The following is a 24,270-nucleotide window of genomic DNA, read 5'->3' on the forward strand; positions in this document are numbered from 1 at the left end:
ATGCGCGTCATTCCCACCCCACATGCACTCCATCAACACAGATGGAGCATCCCCATGACCACCCTTCTTATCCAGTCCAGCGCGCGCACCGTTGGGTCCACCTCTCGTGATTTGTCCGCGCTGTTGGCAGAGCGGCTTGGCGCGCCGGTTGTCACCCGCGACGTTTCCGCAGGCCTTCCGATGGTCAGCGCCGATTGGATCGCCGCCAACGTGACAGAGGCCGACGCGCGGACCGATGCGCAAAAGGCCGAGCTTGCCCAGTCGGACGAACTGATCGCGGAGGTGGAGGCCGCAGATACGCTCGTCATTGCCGTGCCGCTCTACAATTTCAGCATCCCCGCCAGCCTGAAATCTTGGATTGACCAGATCGCCCGCGCCCGCCGCACATTCCGCTATACCGAGAATGGGCCGGAGGGGCTGCTCAAGGGCAAGCGCGCCTTTCTCGTCGTCACCTCCGGCGGTGTGCCGGTCGATGCGCCGGTGGATTTCGCGACGCCCTATCTGCGCCATGTGCTGAGTTTTATCGGGATCACGGATGTGACCGTGATCGGCGCGGATCGACAGATGGCCAATCCCGATGCGGTTGACGCGGCGCGGGCGCAGATTGAGGCGCTCACCCGGTCTCAGGCTGCCTGACCCCTTGAATCCCGCAGGGGCGGGGCCGACATTGTGGGAAGACTTGAAAGGACTTCCCATGCCGCTGACCCCCCGCCCCGACGTGATCGACTTTCTGCTGACCCGCCGGTCGCGCCCCGCCAAAACGCTGACCGGGCCGGGGCCGGATCGTGAAACGGTGGAGGTGATCCTTCAGGCTGCCGCGCGCACCCCTGATCACGGCAAGCTGGAGCCATGGCGCTTCATCGTGCTGGAGGGCGCGGCCCTAACCCGGCTGGGCGCCCTGACCCGGCGGCGCGGGGTGGAGGCAGGGGTAGACCCTGACAAGCTTGACAAGCACGCCCATGGTTTTGAAGCCAATCCGCTCGTGATCGCGGTGATTGCCGCGCCGAAACCGTCAGACAAGATCCCCGAAGGCGAACAGATCCTGAGCGCGGGCGCGGCCTGTCTGGCCGCCCTCAACGCGGCCCTAGCCAGCGGTTGGGGTGCCAATTGGCTGACCGCATGGATGGCAACCGATCGTCCGTGGCTGCGGGAAGGGCTTGGGCTGGAGGATCATGAAACCGTCGCGGGCTTCATCCATATCGGGACAGAGACGATCGCCCCGCCAGAACGCCCCCGCCCCGCCATGGCAGCGATCACGACCTGGGTTGACGCATGATCTTTTCATCCTTGTCCAAGGCCATCGCACAGGCCACCGATCCCGCGTTTCGCGGGGTGTTTCTGAAGGCGCTCGGGATCACCATCGCGGTGCTGATCGGGGCGGTGATCGCGATTGGCTATCTGGTTGGCTCCCTTGGGGCGTTTACCTTGCCGTTCATCGGGGTGATTGATCCCGGTGCAACTGCCGGGATCGTGAGTGCGCTGCTGACGCTGTTGCTGTCGGTCTTTCTGATGCTGCCCGTGGCCAGCATCGTGATCGGCTTTTTCCTAGATGACATCGCCTCAGCGGTGGAGGAGCGGCATTATCCGAGCCTTCCTGCGGCGGCGCGCCTGTCGATTTCGGACTCGTTCGTGGATGCGCTGCGGTTTTTCGGCGTGGTCGTGGGGGCGAATCTTGCGGCGTTGATCGTCTACCTGATTTTTCTGCCGCTTGCGCCGTTCATCTTTTACGGGCTGAACGGGTATCTTTTGGGCCGGGAGTATTTCCAGCTTGTCGCCCTGCGACGGTTGCCCCCGAAAGAGGTCGCCGCCCTGCGCCAGCGGAACAAGGGCGTGATCTGGGGCATGGGCGTGATGCTGGCGCTGCCGTTGTCGATCCCGTTTGCGGGTGTGCTTGTGCCATTGATCGGGGTGGCTGCGTTCACCCATCTGTTTCATCGGGTCGCGGCGCGTTAGGGCGCTGTTTTTCGTCCATGGTCCGGGGCAAAGCCGAAGGCGCCGGACCGCGCCCTCCCTCCCCCATGGGAGGGCGCATTTCCGCGTGTCGCCTCGCGTGAGCGGTGGAGGATGCATCGCGATAAAGCGCACTGCTTTACGTCGGGAGCGCCCACCCGAGGGAGGGCGCGATCCGGCTCCCCACCCACATAAAAAACCCCTCGCGCCGGGCAGCGGGAGGGGTCAGGTGCTTGAATATGGGTCGGCTTACGGCCAGCCAACCTCGTTGAAGATCTGCTGCGCTTCACCGATATGCTCGGCCACTGCGGAGAGGTCCACGTCGTCTGCCTTGAACAGGCCCATATAGGCCACGCTCGGGGACAGGCCGATGCCCGGCACCGCCGGATATTCGTCATTCCCGGCAGAGAAATACTGCTGCGCCTGATCAGAGGCGAGGTATTCAAGGAACTTGATCGCGTTCTCCCGGTTCGGCGCATGGGCTGCGACGCCCCCGCCGGACAGGTTCATATGCGCGCCGTTGCCCGCCTGATCGGGGAACACCCAGCCGATCATATCGAGGCTGTCGGACACGCCGGACACCTCACGGCGCACCGCGCGGCCGAAATAGTAGGTGTTGGACATCGCGATGTCGCACTCACCGGACACAACGCCACGGATCTGGTCCGTGTCGCCACCCTGCGGGGCGCGGGCGAAGTTGGCATAGACGCCTTCGGCCCAGTCTTTCGCGGCCTCAGCGCCCAGATGCTCGATCATCGCGGCGAGGATGGTCTGGGAATAGACATTGGTGGAAGAGCGGATGCAGACCATGCCGCGATATTGCGGATCGGCAAGGTCAGCATAGGTTTGCGGCGGGTTCGCAACATCGTTCTTGTCATAGAACAGGATGCGCGCACGCTGGGAGAAGCCGAACCACTGGTTGTCATCATCCTGAAGCTGCGCGGGGATGCGCGCCTCCAGCACGTCGCTGTCGATGGAGGACAGCACGCCCGCGTCTTTCGCGCGGGTCAGGCGGGAGGTGTCCACGGTCAACAGGATATCCGCCGGGGAGTTTGCACCCTCGGCCTGCATCCGGGCGATCAGTTCGTCCCCATTGCCTTCGATCCGGTTGATCTTGATCCCGGTCATTTCCTCGAAATCGGAATAGAGCCGCTCGTCGGTCTCATAGTGACGGGAGGAGTAGAGGTTCAACTCCTCAGCGAATGCGGGCGCGGCGATGGCGGCAACGCACAGCGTGGTCAGGGCAGTTTTGCGGTAGGACATGGATCACTCCAAGCTGGTGAAATAATTTCCGACTGTATCAGTCGGGTACACATGTCGCGTACCTGATGGAAAAGATCAAGAATTAATTTCGAGTGTTTCACTCGGGCTTTCTGTCGCACCTTTCCGCCGCTCTCCGGTCAGGGTATGAGAGCGCATGAGTATCCCATTGCCATCGCTGACAAACCTGCCCGATCTGCCCTTTGACGAGGTGATCGACGTGCGCTCCCCTGCCGAATTCGCCGAAGATCACATTCCGGGCGCCGTGAACCTGCCGGTCCTGAGCAATGAGGAGCGGGCAGAGGTCGGCACCATCTATGTGCAGGACAGCCGATTCCGCGCGCGCAAGATCGGGGCCGCCCTCGTGGCGCGCAATGCCGCCGCCCATCTGCAAACCTATCTGGCGGATAAGCCCGGCGGCTATCGCCCGCTGGTCTATTGCTGGCGCGGGGGGCAGCGGTCGGGCAGTTTCGCGCTGATCCTGAGCCAGGTTGGCTGGCGCGCGGAAACGCTGGAGGGTGGATATCAGACCTATCGCCGGGCCGTGGTCGAACAGCTTTATCACCAGCCCTTTCCCGCACGGATCGTGGTGCTGGACGGAAACACCGGCACCGCCAAGACCGACATGCTGGCGCATCTTGCCGCGCAGGGCGTTCAGGTGATCGACCTTGAAGGGCTCGCCAATCATCGCGGCTCCGTTTTTGGGGCGCGGGGCGGGCAACCGTCGCAAAAGATGTTTGAGGGGTATCTCGCGCAAGAGGTCGTCGCCCTTGATCCCACACGCCCGGTCGTGGTGGAGGCCGAATCGAGCAAAATCGGCGCGCTGTCCCTGCCGCCAACTCTGTGGAAAGCCATGGTCGACGCCCCGCGCCTGCGGCTGAGCGCGCCGCTATCCGCGCGCGCGTCCTATCTGACGCGGGCCTATGCCGATATCGTCGCGGATGAGGCGCGGTTGCGGGAGGTTCTGGCGCGGCTGGTGCCGATGCACGGCCATGAGAAAATCCATGATTGGCAGCGGCTCGCCCAATCGGGTGCGTTTGAGGAGCTGGCCGCTGCATTGATGGCCGAGCATTACGATCCCCGCTACGAAAAGCAGCGTGGGCGGATAGACGGGCGCGCGGAGGAGGTCATCACGCTGGACAGCCTGACCGACAGCGCGCTGGCCACTGCCGCCCCCGGCATCGCCGCGGCGGTAGTACGGATCAGCGGCTAGATCACCTCAATCCATGGCGTGCCTTCGGTAACCTCCCCGATCCGGGCGGCTGGCACTTCCTGTGACGCCAGTTCGGACAAGACGGCCTCTGCGTGATCCGCTGGCACGGCGGCAAGCAATCCACCCGCCGTTTGCGGATCGAAAAGAAGCGGCACCGCCGGGTGATCCGGCAGGGTCATGCGGTGGCGCACCATCTCATTGGCCGGAAACAGGCTGGAGCGGATGCCTGCTGCCGCGCAGTCCGCTGCCCCCGGCAGGACGGGGACCGCATCCAATGCCAGTGTCGCGGCGGCCCCTGATTGCTCCAGCATCGTCATCAGATGTCCAGCAAGGCCAAAGCCCGTAACATCCGTCATCGCATGGGCCACGGGGGCAAGGCAGGCCGCATCCCGCGCCAGCGGACGCATCATGCTGGCATAGGCATCCACCACATCGCGCCCGCGCGCCTGACCGCGCATCTCTGCCGCCAGAAGGGTGCCGCTGCCGATGGGCTTGGTCAGGATCAGAACATCGCCGGGCCGGGCACCGGATTGGCGCGTGGCCTGCCCTTCAAGAAGGCCGGTGACCGTGACCCCCAGCGAGAACTCCGCACCGACACTGCTGTGCCCGCCCACAATGCTTGCGCCCGCGTCCTCGACCACCTGTTGCGTAGCGGTTAGGAGTTCGGCCAGCATGTCGGCCTGCATCGGCCCGGTCATGCGCGGCAGTGTGGCGGATACCAGCACTGCCTGCGGTGCCGCCCCCATCGCCCACACATCGCCAAGCGCGTGTACGGTGGCAATCTTGGCGAAGGTCCACGGATCCTCGACAAAGGCGCGGATATGGTCGGTCGTGATAACCTGCGCGCCAGCGCCATGGCGCAACACTGCCGCGTCATCGCCCGCGCCCTGCAACACGTCCGGGTGGGTGTGTGTTGGCAGTGTCGCAAGCGCCGTTTTCAGATCGGCTTGCGCGACCTTCGCCCCGCATCCACCGCACAGCGGTGTGTCCCCTAGCAGATCGCGCAGCCCATGGGCCACCTCACGCGGCAGGGCAGGGGGCTGCATCCGGGGCAGATGGGTGAACTGGTCCATGAATTTGCGGTCGATCCGGTCTTTCAGCCGCCACAGATAAGCCCCGTCAAAGGTCAGGCCGAACTTGTCCGCGACCGCGCCCTTGCCCCCGGTGGAGATCAGCTTGAGGTAATCGCGCTGCGGATGGAACGGTTTGCGCTGCCCGCCGGTGAGGTCCGCGCGCAGGTTATGGGCTAGCTTCGGAGCTTCGCGCACCGCGAACACGCCCGCCTTGGGCCGTGGCGCGTGAGAAAGATGCGCGCAATCCCCCACCGCATAGATCGCGGGATCGGAGGAGCGCAGGCACTCATCAACGCGGATGAACCCGTCCTCCAGATCAAGATCGGTATCCGCCAGCCAGCCATGGGGCCGCGCGCCCGCCGCCCCGGTGACGAACCCAGCAGGCAGCGTGTCGCCATCCGCCAGCACGATATGATCGGCATGGATCTGGGCAGGGTGCGCATCGGTGCGCAGGGTCACACCGAGCCGCGCCATATGGGCCAAAAGGGCGCGGCGTGCGCCCTCCCCGATGCCATTCAGCGCCACAGGCCCCGCTTCCAGCACCGTGATGCGATACTCCGATAGGCCCGCGCGGCGCATCCGCTCCGCCATGGCGAGGGACAATTCCACCCCACCGACGCCGCCGCCGATGACGGCGACATTGGCGGGCAGGGTCCGGGCGCGCGCCGCATCCAGAAACGCCTCCCATGCGCCCGCGAAAGGGCCAAGCGGCTTGGCCGGGACGGCATGCTCGGCAAAGCCGGGAAGCTCGGGCATGGCGGAGGTGATGCCAATGTCGATCGACGCGATATCATAGCGGATCGGGGCGCGCCCGGGCACGGTGATCCGCCGCGTGCTCCGGTCAATCGCGCTTACCGCACCAAGGATCAGGCGCGCGCCCGCGTGCCGCGCCAGCGTGACCATGTCGATATCGAGCGCCTCGCGCGGGTAATGCCCCGCGACATGCCCCGGCAGCATCCCGGTATAGGGTGCCGTCGGGGCCGGGTTGATCAGGGTCAGGCGCGCGCCGGGCAGCGGGGCCATGCCCCATTTGCGCAGCACAAGCGCATGGGTGTGGCCGCCGCCGATCAGGACGACATCGCGCGTCAGGGGAAGGGGCAGGTGCATGGCGGGCCTCGTCTTTCCATATGAACTTTGACTATATCGTCCTAGGTGGTTTGGCGAGGGACGCCGGGCGCGCGTCACGGGAAAGTCAGCACAGGTTGATCACGCGGAAGCCTCCGGCGGGGTATATTTGAAGAAAGTGAATTGGATGAGGGTGCGCGCTTGGATCATCGCGGTATGTGCGCTGGCTGCGATTGCCGTGTCCGTCTGGCAGTTGGAGCGGGATCGGGCGGGGCTGGAGATCGAGGCGCTGGACGTGGGGGCCATCCCCGCGACCGTCTACCGCGCCGGGGACACGCCGCGCCCGGTGGTGGTGATCGCCCATGGCTTTGCCGGATCGCGGCAGTTGATGGAGCCCTTTGCTCTCACGCTGGCGCAGGCCGGGTATGCCGCTGTTAGCTTTGATTTCGCGGGGCACGGGCGCAATCCGGTGCCGATGTCGGGAGATGTGACGCGGATCGACGGGACCACGCGCCTTTTGATGGACGAGGTCGGCGCGGTGACGGACGCGGCACTGGCGCAGCCATGGGCCGATGGGCGCGTGGCCCTTTTGGGGCATTCCATGGCCTCTGACATTATCGTGCGGCAAGCGCTGGAGGATGCCCGGGTTGAGGCCGTTGTCGCGATCTCCATGTTTTCCGAAGCGGTCACGGCGGATGCGCCCGTGCGGCTTTTGATCCTGACCGGAGAGTGGGAGGGGCTGCTGGCGGAGGAAGCCCTGCGGGCGCTCAGGCTCGTTGATCCGGGTGCGGATTACGGCGAGACGGTTGGCCCGCCGCCGAGGCGCGCGGTGCTCGCGCCCTCGGTCGAGCATGTGGGGGTCTTGTATTCCGGCACCAGCCTGCGGGAAGCACGGGCATGGCTGGGGGAGGGGTTTGGCCAGAGCGCTGACGGAGCGGTCACCCTTCGCGGCGGCTGGATTTTGTTGCTGCTTGGCGGTCTTGCGGTGCTCGCATGGCCCCTGAGCCGCTTGGCCCCGGTGGCCCCCCGGCAGGCGGCGGCGATCCCGCGTGGCGTGTTCTGGCAAGCGAGCCTGTTGCCCGCGCTGATCACGCCGCTCCTGTTGTGGCCCGTTGAATTTCGCGTCCTGCCGGTGTTGGTCGCGGACTACCTTGGCCTGCATATGCTGGTCTATGGTGGCCTGAGCCTGTTCATTCTGTGGCGCGCGGGGATACTGCGCAGAGACGGGCGGGCGCTGATCTGGGGCGGGGTGTTGGCGCTTTACGGGATTGCGGTGTTTGGCGGGGCGCTGGATCGGTATGTTTCGAGTTTCATGCCCCATGCCGGGCGGATCGCGGTCATTGCGGTGCTGTGTCTGGGGGCCATTCCCTACATGCTGTCGGATGCGATCCTGAGCGCGGGCGGGGCTGCGCCGATATGGCGTCGGCTGATTGTAAAACTCGCGTTTCTCGGCTCACTCGGCATCGCCGTGGCGCTGGATTTCGAGGGGCTGATGTTCCTTCTGATCATTCTGCCGGTGATTGTGTTGTTTTTCAGTGTGTTCGGGCTGATGGGCGGATGGGTGGGCCGCCGGATCGGCACGCCCTATCCGGTGGGGCTGGGGCTTGGGCTGGTGCTGGCGTGGTCACTGGGTGTGACCTTTCCGATGTTTGCGGGTTAGAGGCTTCCAAACCGGTTTGAGGTTCGGCTTGCAACCCGCGCGGAACGGTGCTTAGGGTCAGATCGTTAATCAGTCGCGCAGACCGCGCGCCACATGATTGGAAAGACTATGACCCAGACCGCACCGATGAATGACGTCACCAACTTGCCCCGCCCCACCGCACGGGAAAGCGACCCGACCACATTGGCCGCTGAGATCACGGAGCGGTTGACCTACCGCATCGGGAAGGACGCCGCCGCCGCGACGGAGCATGACTGGCTGACGGCAGCGACGCTGGTGGTGCGCGACCGGATCGTGGATCAGTGGATGCATTCCACGCGGGAGACTTATGCCAAACAGGGCAAGCGGGTTTACTACCTGTCGGCGGAATTCCTGATCGGGCGGCTTTTGCGGGATGCGGTCACGAACCTTGGCCTGATGGAGAACCTGCAAACCGCGCTGAGCGATCTGGGCGTGGACTATGATATCCTCGCGGAATTGGAGCCGGATGCGGCACTTGGCAATGGCGGCCTTGGCCGTTTGGCCGCGTGTTTCATGGAAAGCATGGCGAGCGTGGATGTGCCTGCTTACGGCTACGGCATTCGGTATGTGCATGGGCTGTTCCGGCAGGATGTGCGCGATGGCTGGCAGGTCGAGTTTCCGGAGACATGGCTGCAACACGGCAATCCATGGGAATTCCCGCGCCGCGAATCCTCATATGAGATCGGGTTCGGCGGCCATGTGAATTATGACGACAATGACACCTGCATCTGGACCCCGCGAGAGCGCTACATGGCGGAGGCGTATGACACGCCCATCGTCGGCTGGCAGGCCAAACGGGTGAACACCTTGCGCCTGTGGAAGGCCGAACCGCTGGATCCGATCCGGCTTGAGGCGTTCAACGCGGGCGACCATATCGGCGCGCTTCAGGACAGCAACAAGGCGGAGGCGCTGAGCCGCGTGCTCTATCCCGCCGATGAAACGCTCGCTGGGCAGGAATTGCGGCTGCGGCAGGAGTATTTCTTCTGCTCCGCCAGCTTGCAGGACATTCTGCGCCGGCATTTGCAGCAATATGACAGCCTGAGCAATCTGGCCGATAAGGTCGCGATACAGCTTAATGACACGCACCCGGCGGTCAGCGTGGCGGAGCTGATGCGCCTGATGATGGACGTGCACGGCATGGCGTTTGACGACGCGTGGGATTTGACCAAGCGGACCATCGCCTACACCAACCACACGCTGCTACCCGAGGCGCTGGAAAGCTGGGCCGTGCCGCTATTCGAGCGGATGTTGCCGCGCCATATGCAGATCATTTTCCAGATCAACGCGCGGGTGCTCAAAGAGGTGCGCGTCACCAACGCCTTCTCGGATGAGCAGATCGCGGCCATGTCCCTGATTGATGAGAATGGGGAGCGCCGGGTGCGGATGGGCAACCTTGCCTTTGCGGGCGCGCATTCGATCAACGGCGTCTCGGGGCTGCACACCGATCTGATGAAAAAGACGGTGTTTGCCGATTATCACAAACTCTATCCGCTGCGGATCAACAACAAGACGAATGGGATCACCCCGCGCCGTTGGCTGGCGCAGGCGAACCCTGATTTGTACGCGCTCTGCCGCGAGGTGGCGGGCGATGACATCCTCAGCGATCTTGATCAGTTGAAGGCGCTCGATACCGTGGCGGAGGACGCCGCGTTTCAGGAACGTTTCCGCGCGATCAAGCGGGCGAATAAGGGCAAACTTGCCGATCTGGTGAAGGATCGCATCGGGCTTACCGTCCATCCTGACGCGATGTTCGATATCCAGATCAAGCGTATCCATGAATACAAACGCCAGCTTCTCAATATCATCGAGACAGTAGCACTCTACGATCAGATGCGCAGCCATCCTGAGCGGAACTGGGCGCCGCGCGTCAAATTCTTCGCCGGGAAGGCCGCACCGAGCTATCATAACGCCAAGCTGATCATCAAACTGGCCAATGACGTGGCGCGCGCGATCAACCGCGATCCGGCGGTGCGCGATCTTTTGCGCGTGGTGTTCCTGCCGAATTACAACGTCAGCCTTGCCGAAGTGATGGTGCCGGGCGCGGACCTGTCGGAGCAAATCTCCACCGCGGGGATGGAGGCATCGGGCACCGGCAACATGAAGTTTGCCCTCAATGGTGCGCTGACCATCGGTACGCTAGATGGCGCGAATGTGGAGATGAAAGAGAATGTCGGCGACGACAACATCATCATCTTTGGCATGACCGCAGCAGAAGTCGAGGCCGCGCGGCGCGACGGGCATAACCCGTCCGCGATCATCGACGGATCGCCCGAGTTGAAACAGGCGCTCAACGCGATTGAAAGCGGCGTGTTCTCCCCCGGTGATGAGCACCGCTACCGCGATTTGATCGGCGGTTTGCGCACATCCGACTGGTTCATGGTCGCGGCCGATTTTGAGGCCTATGCCAGCGCGCAGCGCCATGTGGATGGCCTGTGGAAAACGCCCGCAACATGGGACGCGATGGCGATCCGCAACACGGCGCGGATGGGCTATTTCTCCTCTGATCGGACGATCCGGCAATACGCGCGCGAAATCTGGGGCGTGTTGGATTGATCCCGGCACGGAACCAACCCAAGCTCTGATGCGATAGTTAGGGAAGTATGAAGGACAGGCGGGGCGGATCGCGCCCCGCACCCACGACAAACGGGAGACAGGAATGACCCAGCCGGCAGCGCTGACCAACAGGGACGATATCGCGGCAATTCTGGCGGGGCGGCATGGTGATCCTTTCTCGGTGCTGGGGGTGCATGACGGGATCGTGCGTGCCTTTGTTCCCGGTGCCGAAGAAGTCAGCGTCGAAACCCCGGATGGCAAACCGCTGGGCAAACTGACCTGCCGCGACAGTCAGGGCTTTTTCGATGGAGAAGCGGCCAAAATCGGCCCGGTGCGCCTGCGCGCGCGCGGCCATGGCGCGGAGTGGTCCTATCTTGATCCTTATAGTTTCGGCCCGGTTCTGGGGGAGTTGGATGACTACCTGATCGGGGAGGGGTCGCATCTGCGCCTGTTTGACAAGATGGGCGCGCATGTCACCACGCATCAGGGTGTGGAGGGCGTCAGCTTTGCCGTTTGGGCCCCCAACGCGCAGCGCGTCAGCGTCGTGGGGGAGTTCAACCATTGGGATGGTCGCCGCCACGCGATGCGCAAGCGGCTCGGCAATGGTATCTGGGAGATATTCATCCCCGGCGTGCCCGATGGCACCGCCTATAAATACGAGATCGTCGCCAATGATGGCCGCCTGATGCCGCTCAAGGCGGACCCGTTTGCCTTTGCCAGTGAGATGCGCCCGAAAACCGCCTCCCGCGTGCATCGCAAAGGCGGGCATGAGTGGCAGGATCAGGGCCATATGGAGCATTGGGCGGGCGTCGATAAACGCCGCGTGCCCGTGTCGATCTATGAGGTTCACGCCGGGTCATGGCAGCGCGCCGATGATGGCGGTTTTCTGACGTGGGACGAGATGGCGGATCGCCTGATCCCCTACGCGGTGGATATGGGCTTTACCCATATCGAATTTCTGCCTGTGTCCGAGCATCCCTATGATCCAAGCTGGGGCTATCAAACCACCGGGCTTTACGCACCCTCCGCCCGGTTTGGCGATGTGGACGGCATGGCCCGGTTTGTTGAGGGCGCACACGCGGCCGGGCTTGGCGTGATCTTGGATTGGGTGCCCGCCCATTTCCCAACCGACGCGCATGGTCTGGGCCAATTTGACGGCACGCATCTTTATGAACACGCGGACCCAAAGGAGGGGTATCACCCCGACTGGAACACGCTCATCTACAATTTCGGGCGGCGCGAGGTGGAGAATTACCTCGTCAACAACGCGCTGTTTTGGGCGGAGCGGTATCATGTGGACGGCCTGCGCGTGGATGCCGTGGCCTCCATGCTCTACCGCGATTACAGCCGGAAAGAGGGCGAATGGATCCCCAATGATGAAGGCGGGCGCGAGAACAAGGAGGCGATCGCCTTCCTGCGCCGCATGAACACCGAAGTGTACGCCCACCACCCGCATATGATGAACATCGCGGAGGAAAGCACGGCCTTTCCCGGCGTGTCTGCCCCGGTCGATCAGGGCGGGCTTGGCTTTGGGTTCAAGTGGAACATGGGCTTCATGCATGACACGCTGAGCTATCTGCAAAAGGAGCCGATATACCGCAAGCATCACCATGGGGAGATCACTTTCGGCCTTGTCTATGCGTTCTCGGAGAATTTCGTGCTGCCGATCAGCCATGACGAGGTGGTGCATGGCAAAGGCTCGATGCTGACCAAGATGTCAGGCGCCGATGACTGGCAGAAATTCGCGACCCTGCGGGCCTATTATGGCTTCATGTGGGGGTATCCCGGCAAGAAGCTGTTGTTTATGGGGCAGGAATTTGCCCAGCGCGGCGAATGGGCAGAGGCCCGCGCGCTCGACTGGTGGCATCTGGATGATCCGATGCACAAGGGCGTGCAATCCACCGTGCGTGATCTGAACCGGGTTTACCGCGATTATCCCGCGCTCCATGGTCGAGATAATGAAAGCGACGGTTTTGTGTGGTGCGTGGCGGATGACGCGGAAAATTCGGTCTTTGCCTGGGTCCGGCGTGCACCGGGGGGCGAGCCTGTTCTGGTCGTCACCAATTTCACGCCCGTGCCCCGCGAAGGCTATGACATTCCGCTTCCCGATGATTTGACCGGCACATGGTCGGAGATCGTGAACACGGATGCCGCGGATTATGGCGGCTCCGGCATGGGGAACGCGGGCAAGGTAGAGGCCAAGGGCAACCGCCTTACGCTGACCCTGCCGCCGCTATCCACACTCATTTTGGCGCATGATCCGGGGTAAACCCGGACGGGACGCATAACAGGGAGAAACAAGAATGGAACACAGAAATGCACCGCTTGCCCGTGACGCGATGGCCTATGTCCTCGCTGGGGGCCGGGGAAGCCGCCTCAAGGAATTGACGGATGTGCGCGCGAAACCCGCCGTCTATTTCGGGGGCAAGGCGCGGATCATCGATTTCGCGCTGTCCAACGCGGTCAATTCCGGCATCCGCAAGATCGGTGTTGCGACCCAGTATAAGGCGCACAGCCTGATCCGGCACCTCACGCGGGGCTGGACCTTCCTGCGGTCTGAACGGAACGAGAGCTTTGACATTCTGCCCGCGTCGCAGCGGACCAGCGACAACTGGTATGAGGGCACCGCCGACGCGGTGTTCCAGAACATCGACATCATCGAGGACGCCGCCCCGAAATACATGGTGATCCTTGCGGGCGATCACATCTACAAGATGGACTATGAGCAGATGTTGCAGGACCACGTCCGGTCCGGCGCGGATGTGACCGTGGGCTGTCTTGAAGTGCCCCGGATGGAGGCCACGGGCTTTGGCGTCATGGCCGTGGATGAAAGCGACGCGATCACCGATTTCGTGGAGAAGCCCGCTGATCCGCCGGGCATTCCAGCGCAACCCGATTTGGCGCTGGCGTCCATGGGCATCTACGTTTTTGAGACGAAGTATCTTATCGAGTTGCTGAAAGAGGACGCGGACGATCCGAACTCCAAGCATGATTTCGGTGGCGATATCATCCCCAAGATTGTGGCCAAAGGGCGCGCACAGGCGCACCGCTTCCCCCGTTCCTGCGTGCGCTCCCCGTCCGAGCATGGCTCCTATTGGCGCGATGTGGGCACCGTGGATGCCTATTGGCAGGCGAATATCGACCTGACCCACACGGTGCCGGAGCTGGACCTTTACGACACGGAATGGCCGATCTGGACCTATGCGGAAGTGAAGCCACCCGCGAAATTCGTGCATAACGAAGAGGGGCGCCGTGGCTATGCGGTGACCTCGCTCGTTGCCGGGGATTGCATCATCTCTGGGACGGAGATGTCGAATTCGCTTTGCTTTACCGGGGTGCGCACGAATTCCTATTCCTACCTCGATCAGGCGGTGATCCTGCCCGGGTGCGTCGTCAACCGGCGGGCGCGATTGACCAAGGTTGTTCTGGATCGTGGCGTCATCATCCCGGAGGGGCTGGTGGTCGGCGAAGACCCGGAGTTGGACGCCAAACGGTTCCGCCGCACGGAAAATGGCGTCTGTCTCATCACGCAAAACATGATCAACAAGCTGGACCAGTAAATGAAGCTCCTTTCTGTCTCCTCCGAAGCATTTCCGCTGATCAAGACCGGTGGGTTGGCTGATGTCGTGGGGGCGCTTCCTGCCGCCCTTGCGCCTGAGGGGATAGAGATGCGCACGCTTCTGCCGGGCTATCCGGCGGTGATGGAGCGGATCAAGGGGGCCAAGGTCGCCGCGCGCGTCAGCGCGCTCGGGGTTGAGGCGCGGGTGCTTGCGGTCACGGAAGGCGGGCTTGACCTCTTTGTGCTGGATGCGCCCGCCCTCTATGACAGGCCGGGCGGGCCATACACGGATGCCACCGGGACAGACTGGCCCGACAATTGGCACCGCTTTGCAGCGCTCAGTTTCGTGGCGGGCGAGATCGCAAAAGGCTTGGTGCCCGGTTTCGTGCCCGATCTTGTCCATGCGCATGACTGGCAGGCGGGGCTGGTCCCTGCCTATCTGCGGTTCGGCGGCGCACACCAGCCCAGCGTGATGACAATCCATAACATCGCGTTTCAGGGGCAATTCCGTGCAGATATCTTCAGCCAGCTTGGCCTGCCGGATGCCGCGCATGGGATCGACGGGATCGAGTATTATGGCGATGTGGGGTTCCTCAAGGGCGGGATGCAGCTTGCCGATGCGATCACCACCGTCAGCCCGACCTATGCGCAGGAAATCCTGCATCCGGAGTTCGGCATGGGGTTGGAAGGGGTCGTCGCGGCGAAACGGGACCGGGTGATCGGCATCGTCAACGGGATCGACACCACCGAATGGAACCCGGCTCAGGATCCGCATTTGCCCGCGAAATACGGTCCCCGCCGCCTGCCGAAACGCAGCGCGAACCGCGCGGCGGTGCAGGACGCATTCGGATTGGATGACGGGCCGGAGCCGATCCTGTGCGTGATCTCTCGCCTGACATGGCAAAAGGGCATGGATGTGCTGGCCGACAGCCTTGACGATCTGGTGCGCGCGGGGGCGAAACTTGCGCTCCTAGGCTCCGGGGATCGCGGGCTGGAGGGCGCGCTCCACGCGGGTGCAGCCCGCCATCCGGGCAAGATCGGGGTCAAGATCGGCTATAGCGAGCCGATGAGCCATCTGTTGCAGGGCGGGGCGGACGCAATCCTGATCCCCAGCCGGTTCGAGCCGTGTGGCCTGACCCAGCTTTACGGATTGCGCTATGGCTGTGTGCCGGTCGTCGCCCGCACCGGCGGGCTGAATGACACGGTGGTTGATGCGAATATGGCCGGGGTGCGCGCGGGCGTGGCCACGGGCGTGCAATTCACCGGCGTGACCCGCACCGCGCTGATCGGAGCGGTGGAGCGGACGGTGGCCCTTCATGCCCAGCCCGACATCTGGCAGCGGATACAGGTCAACGGGATGCGCGCCGATGTGGGGTGGGAGCAGTCAGCGCGCGAATACGCCGCCCTCTACCGGAGCCTCATGTGAGCATGAAAGCAGGTGTTGACGTGACCCCGCAGGGCGCGCGGTTCTGCGTGCACGCACCCCGCGCGCGGGCGGTGTCGCTCTGTCTGTTGGAGGCAGGGCAGGAGGTGCGGCACCCGATGACGCAACAGGGTGCGCATTGGACGATAGACCTGCCCGGTCTCGGCGATGGCGCGCGCTATGCCTACCGGGCGGAGGGCGCGCACGCGCCGGAGCAGGGCTTGTGGTTCGATCCCGCAAAGCGCCTGATCGACCCAGCCGTGACCGAAATTGACCGGGCTTACAGATACGATCCGGCTCTTGGTGAATATGGGGCGGAGACGGGGGATTTGATGCCATGGGGCCTGTTGCGCGCGCCCCTGAGCGGGCAGCCCCCCGCGCCTTTGTTCCAGCCGGGTGGGCTGATTTATGAGTTGAACGTGCGCGGTTTCACCATGCGCCACCCCGATGTGCCGGAGGCTGAGCGCGGCACCGTCGCGGCCCTTGCCCATCCGAGTGTGATTGCGCATCTGACGGCGCTGGGCGTTGATGCGGTGGAGTTGATGCCGATCACGGCGTGGATCGACGAGCGGCATTTGCCGCCCCTCGGCCTGACGAATGCGTGGGGCTATAACCCGGTGACGTTCCGCGCACTTGATCCGCGCCTCTGCCCCGGTGGGGTGGCGGAATTACAGGCGACGGTCGCGGCGCTGCGCGCGGCGGGGATCGGCGTGATCCTTGATCTGGTGTTCAACCACACCGGGGAGAGTGACACCGGCGGGCCAACCCTGAGCTATCGCGGGCTGGACCCTGACGTGTACCGCACAGGGCCGCATGGGCTGGTGAATGACACGGGCTGCGGCAACACGGTTGATTGCGCGCGGGATGCGGTGCGGGCCGATATCCTTGAGACATTGCGCCATTTCGCGCGCTGCGGGGTGGATGGCTTCCGGTTTGATCTGGCCCCGATCATGGGGCGGAATGCGGACGGGTTCTCTGCGCAGGCGGTGCTGTTTCAGGAGATGGCAGCCTGTCCCGTGATCTCCTCCCGCGTGTTGATTGCGGAGCCGTGGGATATCGGGCCGGGGGGCTATCAGCTTGGGAAATTCCCGGATCGCTGGCTGGAATGGAACGATGCCGCGCGCGATGACATGCGCCGGTTCTGGCGGGGCGATGTGGGGGCTGGGGTGCTGGCCACGCGGCTTGCGGGTAGCAGCGATGTGTTTGACGGTGCTGCGACGCGCAGCGTCAATTTCATTGCCGCCCATGACGGCTTTACTCTGTGGGACATGGTTGCCCATACCCACAAGCACAACCATGCCAATGGCGAGGACAATCGCGACGGCCATAACGAGAATATCTCTTGGAACAACGGGGTTGAGGGCGCGAGTGATGACCCGCGTGTGACAGCGGCACGACGGCAGGACGTGAAGGCGTTGCTTGGCACGTTATTCGCCAGCCGCGGCACGATCATGCTGACCGCAGGCGACGAGTTTGGCCGCAGCCAGCAGGGCAACAACAATGCCTATGCGCAGGATAATGAGATCACATGGCTGGATTGGGCAGGCCGTGATCTGGAGATTGAGGCCCACGCGCAGGCACTCGGCCAGATGCGGCGTGCGCATCCCGATCTGCGCGATCTGGCGTTCCTCACAGATGAAACCGTGACATGGCATCGCCCCGATGGCGGGCAGATGCGACCCGAGGATTGGGCCAGGCGGGCGTTTGCCAAGGTGCTGCCGACGATCGCGATCCTCGTGAACGGCACGGACGCGCCGGTGCATTTCACGCGGGAGGACCAGATGGTGCCGGCGCGGAGTGTGATCATGATCGAAGGACAGGCCGGGTGATTGTTCGGACCGGCTCACCCATCAAGTAAGAAGGCAAAAAGATGCTGACATCAGACCCGGATTGGTGGCGCGGGGCCGTCATCTATCAAATCTATCCCCGCAGTTTTCAGGACACGACCGGCTCCGGCTCGGGCGATCTGAAGGGGATCACGCGGCGGCTTGATCATGTGGCGTCGCTTAATGCGGATGCGATCTGGATCAGCCCGTTCTTTACCTCGCCCATGGCGGATATGGGCTATGATATTTCCGATTACCGGGATGTCGATCCGATGTTCGGCACGCTGGCGGATTTTGACGACCTCATTGCTCGCGCGCATGAATTGGGCCTGCGGGTGATGATTGATCAGGTGCTGTCACACACATCCGATCAGCACGCATGGTTCAAGGAAAGCCGCAAAAGCCGCGATAATCCGAAAGCCGATTGGTATGTCTGGGCGGATGCAAAACCCGATGGCACCGCACCGACGAATTGGCTGTCTGTCTTTGGCGGGCCAAGCTGGGAATGGGATAGCGTGCGGCGGCAATACTACCTGCACAATTTCCTGACCTCCCAGCCGGACCTCAATTATCATAACCCCGATGTGCAGGATGCGATCCTTGATACCGTGCGGTTCTGGTGTGAGCGGGGGGTGGATGGGTTCCGGGTGGATGCCTGCAACTACCATTTCCATGACACCGAATTGCGAGACAACCCGGTTGCGCAGCGCAGCGCTGGCTCCAGCTTTATCGAGGCATCGAACCCCTACAGTTTCCAGCAGCATGACTATGACAAATCGCGCCCGGAAAACGTCGCGTTTCTGGAGCGGTTGCGCGCGGTGCTGGATGAATTTCCCGATCGTGCCAGCGTGGGGGAGATCGGGGATGAGGGGCGGTCGGTGCAGACGGTCGCGACCTACACGTCGGGCAAGCGGCTGCACATGGCCTACACGTTTGACCTCCTTGGCGATGAATTCAGCGCGGATCATATCCGCACGGTTGTCGAACGGTTCGAGCGGGAGGTGGCGCGCGGCTGGGTCACCTATTCCTTCTCCAACCATGATGTGACGCGGCATGTGACGCGGTTCGCGCGGGAGGGGGAGGACATAGATACGCTTGCGCGGTTCTGCCTGACGCTGTTGGCCTGTTTGCGCGGGTCGATCTGCCTTTATCAGGGGGAGGAGTTGGCGCTGCCCGAGGCGGAGGTCGCGTTTGAGGATCTGAACGATCCTTACGGCATCCGGTTCTGGCCGGGCTTCAAGGGCCGCGATGGCTGCCGCACGCCGATGGTATGGGAGGCGTCAGCGCCGATGGGCGGGTTTTCCACCGCGCCGAAAACATGGCTGCCGGTCTATGGCCCGCATCTGGAGCGGGCGGTGGATGCGCAGGGCGACGGCTCGATCCTTGCGCATTACCGGGAGGTGCTGGCCCTGCGCCGGGCGACGCCCGCGCTGGTGAAAGGGGATATCCGGTTTTTGGATGCAGACGGGGACGTGCTGATTTTCGAGCGCAGCCATGAAGGGCAGGTCGTCACCTGTGCCTTCAATTTCGGCGCGGCTGCCGTTGAGGTGGATGTGGCGGGCGACCGGGTGCTGCTTCCGCCGCGTGGGGTTGAGTTGCGCGGTCTCTAAGCCTCCGGCGGGAGGTATTTAGGGAAAAAAGAAAACAGGGGGCCTGTCAGTAATGGGGCGGGCGTTCATCCGCGAAATAGGCGCCACCATCCTTGGTCGCGTCGGCCTCTGCCGCGCGGCGGCGCAGGGCCTGCACGCGGCGTTCAAGGAGGGCGATACGCTCGGCCTGATCGGCCACGATGGCACTCAGATCATCGGTCAGTTTGGCCTGATGGGCGAGGGCCTCTTCCAAGCGCGTGATGCGGTCGTCGGTCATGGCATTTCCGGGGTTGGGTTCGGCACGGGGCGGCCCGCGAAGAACGCGTCGAGATTGTCGAGCGCCATATTCCCCATCGCCTCCCGCACGAGCAGGGACGCGCTGCCGAGATGCGGCAGGAGCACGGCATTTTCCAGCGCCATCAGACGGGCGGGGACATGCGGCTCCTGATCATAGACATCAAGGCCTGCGGCGAAGATGCGGCGCTGTTCGAGTGCGTCAATCAGCGCCGCCTCATCCACCACGTCGCCGCGCGCGGTGTTGATCAGGATGCCAGTGGGTTTCATCGCCGCGAGGGCCTTTGCGTCAATCAGGTGGCGATTGCCGCCGGGCGCATGGATGGCGACGACGTCCGCCGTGGCGCAGACTTCCTCAATGCTCCCCAATTGTTCCGCCGGGAAATCGGCGGTTTTGGGGGAGCGGTTGTGGAACACGATCCGCATCCCGAAACCGTAATGCGCCTTGCGCGCCATTGCCTGCCCGATCCGGCCAAAGCCGATAATGCCCAAGGTCCGCCCGGTGACGTCCTCCCCCATGAGTTGCGTCGGGTGCCAGCCCTGCCAGTTGCCCGCGCGCAGCATCCGCTCCCCTTCGCCCGCGCGGCGCGCAGCCATCAGCATCAGGGTCATGGCGATATCCGCCGTGGCATCGGTCAACACACCGGGGGTGTTGGTGACCATGACGCCCGCCTGCGCGGCGGCAGCGGCGTCGATATGGTTATAGCCAACACCGAAATTGGCGATGATTTTGGTCCGTGCGGCGGGAAAGGCGCTGGCGGGGAAAGTGTCCCCCAGTGTGGCCATGATCCCGTCATACTCAGACAAGGCCGCCTCCCGCGCGGATTGGTCCAGCGGATCGGGGCTGTCATGGAGGGTGACGTCAAACAGGCGCTCGGCGCGTGCGATGATGCTGTCGGGGAAGCGGCGGGCGAGCAGGACTTTTGCCATCAGAACATCCTCCCGCCGATGGGAATATCCTTGTCCGGGCGCAACAGCACCACCTCCCCCGCCTCATCCGGTGCGCCAAGCACGAGCACTTCGGACATGAATTTACCGATCTGGCGGGGCGGGAAATTCACCACGCCAAGCACAAGCCGACCGGGCAAATCCTCGGGCGTGTAGTGGCTGGTGATCTGGGCGGAGGTTTTGCGCTCTCCGATTTCGGGGCCGAAATCGACCCACATCTTGATCGCGGGTTTGCGCGCCTCTGGAAAGGGTTCGGCGCGGATCACACGGCCGACGCGGATATCGACCTTCATGAAATCGTCAAAGGTAATCTCGGTCATCGTATCCTCCCCAAGCCTGTCTGCCCTGTTATGGGCCGGAGGGGCGGGGCCGACAATGCAAAATCGCCCGCATCGGGGGACGCGGGCGATCAATCGTCTGGGGAGAGACTTGCTTACTTGGCGGCTTTATCCGCCATGTCTTTCAACTCAGCCATCGAGTCTTTCATGCGCGCGGCCACGATTTCATAGGCTTCGGTGTTTGCCTTTTTCGCGGTCTCGGTCAGTTCGGACATATGCGCGATCGCTTTCTCGTAAGCGGCCTGCATCACGGCGCCCTGTGCCTGCGCGGCCTCAGGCGTCATTTTGGAGACGTCAAACTCAGCCAAGGTTTTCTTGGCTTCTTCCATCGCTTCTTCAAACAGGGAAACCTGCTTTTTGAACATGTCCTGGAAGCCCGCTGCGGCGGCTTTGTTCGCCTCGACAAGCGCGTCCATGTTGGCCTTTTGTGCGGCCATCATCGCGTTGGTGTCGACGTTCGGCATGGTCGTGCCAGAAAACATCTTGGTGAAATCATTGGTCTTGAAGAACTCCGCCATGGCTTCGGCGTCGAACGGGAATTGGTTTTTCGTGAACATCGGGGTGTCCTCCATCGGGTTGATGAAACACATATGGTGCACTGCAACATAAAAATCAAGAGGAGATTATGCTGCGGTGCACAATACTCCTATTTCCCCAATTCGCGCGATCGTTCCGCCGCAGCCGCGACCGTGCGTTTGATCAGGGGGGGCAGGCCGGTTTGGTGGTCCATCAGCACTTCAAGCCCAGCGGCAGTGGTGCCTTGGGGGGAGGTGACGTTGACGCGCAGTTGGGACGGGTCTTCGTCCGCTTCCATCGCGAGCACGCCTGCGCCTGCGACCGTGGCTTTCGCCAATTGCATCGCGAGGTCCTCCGGCAGGCCCTCTGCCACGCCCGCAGCTGCCATGGTTTCGATCATATGAAACACATATGCGGGGCCGGAGCCGGACACGCCCGTGATCGCGTCCATCATCGTCTCGTCTTCAATCCGCACGGTTTGACCCACGGCAGAGAGCAGGCTTTCGGCCATGGCCATCTGCGCCTCGGATGCTTGAGCATTTCCGACCAGCGCCGTGATCCCGCGACCCACGGCAGCGGGTGTGTTGGGCATGGCGCGGATAATGGGCGCGCGGCGACCCAGCGCGCCCTCGAACCAATCAATAGAGGTGCCTGCCGCGATGGACAGAAACACCGTATCCGCTTTCGCCAGATCCCCGATCTGGGGCAGGGCTTCGGCCATCATCTGCGGCTTGACGGCCAAGAGGCAGACAGCGGGCGCCTTGGGCAAGGGTGTGTTGAGGTGCAGCCCTTCGGCTTGCAGTGCTTCCAACCGGGCCGATGGGTAGGGGTCAATCACCGTTATGGATGATGCGCTCAGTCCCTGCGCGAGCCAGCCTTCCAGCATGGCCGATCCCATTTTTCCGCATCCCAACAGCACAAGGCCGCGGGCTTCAATGGATTGCATAGACATTTGATCCTCCTTCGCGTGATACGCTCAGGCCCGACCATACGCCCCGGAAATGGCAATGCCTAGCGCTTCGTCCCGCGAAGTTTCCCCCCGGCAGGCAAGCTGGAAGGCGGGATAGTACCGCTCGCAGGCATCCACCGCGTTGGCGATCATTTCGTCGATCTGCCAGCCGCTCGCATGGGCCCCACCCGCAAGGTTCAGGCCATAGCGGAACACGATCATCTTCTGCGCGGCCCATGTGGTGAACGACCCGGACCAAAGCCGATCATTCGCCCCGTCGATCACATCAAGAAGCTGCGCGCGGGTGCCCTCCGGCGGGGTCAGGTCAAACGTGCAGATCAGGCGGAGTGTCTCATCCATCGGGGACCAGGCGAGCGATAGCGAATAGCTTTGCCATTGCCCCTCGATGATCATGGCAATCTGGTTGTCGGCCACGCGGTCGAATTCCCATGCGTTATGGGTGGCGAGCGACTCAACAAGGTCGATCGGATCGGCGTCCTCGAAATCAAGGGTGAGTTCCTGCGCGTCCATGACATCTCCCTCTCACAGATATGCCGCTTGGCGGGGTGTCCGCCACCTGTGGCTGAGGAACTTCCAATCCTTCGTGGTGTTTGGAAATCACGCCACAACATATGGTTGAACGCTCAACCCGAGTCTGTAAAGCGGAAAGTGATTGGCGCTGGGGGTGCGGGACCGCGCGCCGAACCCCACGCCCGGTCACCCTTCCGCTTTTTTCGGTCAATGCTCTTGACCTTTGGCGCGAAAGGAAAACAGTTGTCTCCCGCCCTGCGGCGGGAAGAACAAGGACCGACCGGCATGACCACCCCGCGCATCGCGAACCCACCCCATATCGTGACACTCGTCCTATTGGCAGGAATAGGCGCGCTGTCGATGAATATCTTTCTGCCCTCCCTGCCGGGAATGGCAGAGTATTTCGCGGCTGACTACGCGCTGATCCAATTGGCGATCTCCGCCTATCTCGGTGTGATCGCGGTGTTGCAACTGATCATCGGCCCCTTGTCTGACCGCTACGGGCGGCGACCGGTGATGCTTGGCTCGCTGGTGATCTTCTGCTTGGCGACGCTGGGCTGCCTGTTGTCCACGACGATCGAGACATTCCTGATCTTTCGCTTCGTGCAGGCCGCCGTGGCCGCCGGGATCGTGCTGAGCCGTGCGATCGTGCGCGACATGGTGGCACCGGACAAGGCCGCCAGCATGATCGGGTATGTCACCATGGGCATGTCGCTGGTGCCGATGATCGGGCCGATCATTGGCGGTTGGCTCGACAGCCTGTTTGGCTGGCAATCCACTTTTGTCGCGCTCTTGGTGTTTGGTGTGGCGGTCCTGCTGATCGCGTGGCGCGATCTGGGGGAGACGAACATGGACCCCTCCGACAGCTTTACCGAGCAGTTCAGCGCCTATCCCGAGTTGATCCGCGCGCGGCGGTTCTGGGGGTATGCGCTGACGGCGGCGTTTGCGAGCGGGGCCTATTTCGGCTTTCTCGGTGGTGCGCCGTTTGTTGCGTCCGAGCTGTTGGGGCTTAATTCCGCGCAGGTGGGCATGTATTTCATGGCCCCTGCCGTCGGCTATCTGATCGGGAATTTCCTGTCGGGGCGCTATGCGTCGCAGGTCGGGCTGAACGGGATGATGGCCGCAGGCGGGATCGTTGCCACGATGGGCGCGGCACTGGCGCTTGTGCTGTTTGGCGTGGGGTTGGAGCATCCGATGTCGCTGTTTGGCTCCATCGCGCTCATTGGGATCGGCAACGGATTGACGCTGCCCAGTGCGAATGCGGGGATCGTCAGCGTGCGGCCCCGGCTTGCGGGCTCTGCGTCCGGCTTGGGCGGGGCATTGATGATCGGTGGCGGGGCGGCGGTCGCGGCCTTTACCGGCAGCCTCCTGTCGATGGAGAGCGGCGCGTGGCCGCTCCTCATCGTGATGCTGGTCGCATCGGGCCTGTCGATCCTGACGACGCTTTATGTGATCCGGCGGGCGCGGACGGTGGGTGATCTGGACTGATCCCTGATCCGACC

Annotated in this window: 20 protein-coding genes; 12 read left to right on the top strand and 8 right to left on the bottom strand. The window is 63.1% G+C overall.

What is annotated here, in order from left to right; translation table 11 throughout:
• Positions 1-54 precede the first annotated feature (54 nt).
• The 3 genes from FHS89_RS14120 to FHS89_RS14130 are packed head-to-tail and all read left to right on the top strand — an operon-like array spanning position 55 to position 1,953.
• Entirely contained in the window at positions 55-636 is a 582-nt protein-coding gene (locus FHS89_RS14120; protein ID WP_184012769.1) for an FMN-dependent NADH-azoreductase, read from the top strand.
• A 58-nt stretch (positions 637-694) separates the two neighbouring features.
• Positions 695-1,276, top strand: coding sequence for a nitroreductase family protein (locus FHS89_RS14125; RefSeq protein WP_184012770.1), 582 nt, complete (start codon positions 695-697; stop codon positions 1,274-1,276).
• The gene (locus FHS89_RS14130) at positions 1,273-1,953 is read left to right on the top strand and encodes an EI24 domain-containing protein (protein ID WP_184012771.1); all 681 of its coding nucleotides are present in this window, start codon (positions 1,273-1,275) and stop codon (positions 1,951-1,953) included. Before FHS89_RS14125 ends, FHS89_RS14130 begins: the two co-directional genes overlap by 4 nt.
• Before the next feature lie 246 nt (positions 1,954-2,199).
• Here FHS89_RS14130 and FHS89_RS14135 read toward each other — a convergent pair whose 3' ends face one another.
• Positions 2,200-3,213 carry an extracellular solute-binding protein gene (locus FHS89_RS14135; protein WP_184012772.1) on the bottom strand — a complete coding sequence of 338 codons (1,014 nt, stop codon included), beginning with the start codon at positions 3,211-3,213 and terminating at the stop codon, positions 2,200-2,202.
• A 154-nt stretch (positions 3,214-3,367) separates the two neighbouring features.
• Between FHS89_RS14135 and mnmH the strand changes: the two genes are divergently transcribed.
• A complete protein-coding gene (gene mnmH / locus FHS89_RS14140) occupies positions 3,368-4,423 on the top strand; it encodes a tRNA 2-selenouridine(34) synthase MnmH (protein WP_184012773.1) in 1,056 nt (351 codons plus the stop codon).
• Here the strand turns inward: mnmH and selD are convergent.
• On the bottom strand, positions 4,420-6,603 hold the full coding sequence (gene selD / locus FHS89_RS14145) for a selenide, water dikinase SelD (RefSeq protein WP_184012774.1): 2,184 nt from the start codon (positions 6,601-6,603) through the stop codon (positions 4,420-4,422). The genes mnmH and selD overlap by 4 nt on opposite strands.
• Before the next feature lie 145 nt (positions 6,604-6,748).
• On the opposite strand from selD, the gene FHS89_RS14150 reads away from it, so the two are divergent.
• From FHS89_RS14150 to FHS89_RS14180, 7 genes are all read left to right on the top strand, one after another.
• Positions 6,749-8,221: an alpha/beta hydrolase gene (locus FHS89_RS14150; RefSeq protein ID WP_184012775.1), complete on the top strand. Its 1,473-nt coding sequence runs from the start codon at positions 6,749-6,751 to the stop codon at positions 8,219-8,221.
• Between the two features lie 108 nt (positions 8,222-8,329).
• Positions 8,330-10,795: a glycogen/starch/alpha-glucan phosphorylase gene (locus FHS89_RS14155; RefSeq protein WP_246413930.1), complete on the top strand. Its 2,466-nt coding sequence runs from the start codon at positions 8,330-8,332 to the stop codon at positions 10,793-10,795.
• A gap of 103 nt (positions 10,796-10,898) precedes the next feature.
• Entirely contained in the window at positions 10,899-13,064 is a 2,166-nt protein-coding gene (gene glgB, locus FHS89_RS14160; protein ID WP_184012776.1) for a 1,4-alpha-glucan branching protein GlgB, read from the top strand.
• A gap of 34 nt (positions 13,065-13,098) precedes the next feature.
• Positions 13,099-14,355, top strand: a complete 1,257-nt coding sequence (gene glgC / locus FHS89_RS14165) for a glucose-1-phosphate adenylyltransferase (protein ID WP_184012777.1) — start codon at positions 13,099-13,101, stop codon at positions 14,353-14,355.
• Positions 14,356-15,780 (top strand): glycogen synthase GlgA, encoded by a 1,425-nt coding sequence (gene glgA / locus FHS89_RS14170; RefSeq protein ID WP_184012778.1) that lies wholly within the window; start codon positions 14,356-14,358, stop codon positions 15,778-15,780.
• 2 nt (positions 15,781-15,782) lie between these two features.
• Complete coding sequence (glgX, locus tag FHS89_RS14175) at positions 15,783-17,606, top strand: glycogen debranching protein GlgX (protein WP_184012825.1); 1,824 nt, start codon at positions 15,783-15,785, stop codon at positions 17,604-17,606.
• 41 nt (positions 17,607-17,647) lie between these two features.
• A complete protein-coding gene (locus FHS89_RS14180) occupies positions 17,648-19,213 on the top strand; it encodes an alpha-glucosidase family protein (RefSeq protein ID WP_184012779.1) in 1,566 nt (521 codons plus the stop codon).
• A gap of 46 nt (positions 19,214-19,259) precedes the next feature.
• Here FHS89_RS14180 and FHS89_RS14185 read toward each other — a convergent pair whose 3' ends face one another.
• The 6 genes from FHS89_RS14185 to FHS89_RS14210 form a co-directional block, all read right to left on the bottom strand.
• Positions 19,260-19,469 carry a SlyX family protein gene (locus FHS89_RS14185; RefSeq protein ID WP_184012780.1) on the bottom strand — a complete coding sequence of 70 codons (210 nt, stop codon included), beginning with the start codon at positions 19,467-19,469 and terminating at the stop codon, positions 19,260-19,262.
• Entirely contained in the window at positions 19,466-20,416 is a 951-nt protein-coding gene (locus FHS89_RS14190; protein ID WP_184012781.1) for a 2-hydroxyacid dehydrogenase, read from the bottom strand. The genes FHS89_RS14185 and FHS89_RS14190 overlap by 4 nt, the downstream gene beginning before the upstream one ends.
• On the bottom strand, positions 20,416-20,754 hold the full coding sequence (locus tag FHS89_RS14195; protein WP_184012782.1) for a tRNA-binding protein: 339 nt from the start codon (positions 20,752-20,754) through the stop codon (positions 20,416-20,418). Before FHS89_RS14195 ends, FHS89_RS14190 begins: the two co-directional genes overlap by 1 nt.
• 113 nt (positions 20,755-20,867) lie before the next feature.
• Complete coding sequence (phaP, locus tag FHS89_RS14200; protein ID WP_184012783.1) at positions 20,868-21,329, bottom strand: phasin family protein; 462 nt, start codon at positions 21,327-21,329, stop codon at positions 20,868-20,870.
• An 89-nt stretch (positions 21,330-21,418) separates the two neighbouring features.
• Entirely contained in the window at positions 21,419-22,240 is an 822-nt protein-coding gene (gene proC / locus FHS89_RS14205; protein WP_184012784.1) for a pyrroline-5-carboxylate reductase, read from the bottom strand.
• A gap of 24 nt (positions 22,241-22,264) precedes the next feature.
• Positions 22,265-22,768, bottom strand: a complete 504-nt coding sequence (locus FHS89_RS14210; RefSeq protein ID WP_184012785.1) for a type III secretion system chaperone family protein — start codon at positions 22,766-22,768, stop codon at positions 22,265-22,267.
• A 285-nt stretch (positions 22,769-23,053) separates the two neighbouring features.
• Here FHS89_RS14210 and FHS89_RS14215 point away from each other — a divergent pair, with 285 nt between their 5' ends.
• Positions 23,054-24,256: a multidrug effflux MFS transporter gene (locus tag FHS89_RS14215; protein WP_184012786.1), complete on the top strand. Its 1,203-nt coding sequence runs from the start codon at positions 23,054-23,056 to the stop codon at positions 24,254-24,256.
• Positions 24,257-24,270: the final 14 nt, after the last annotated feature.

The organism is Rubricella aquisinus (genome assembly GCF_014199445.1).
In the GTDB taxonomy this organism is placed as follows: Bacteria; Pseudomonadota; Alphaproteobacteria; order Rhodobacterales; family Rhodobacteraceae; genus Rubricella; species Rubricella aquisinus.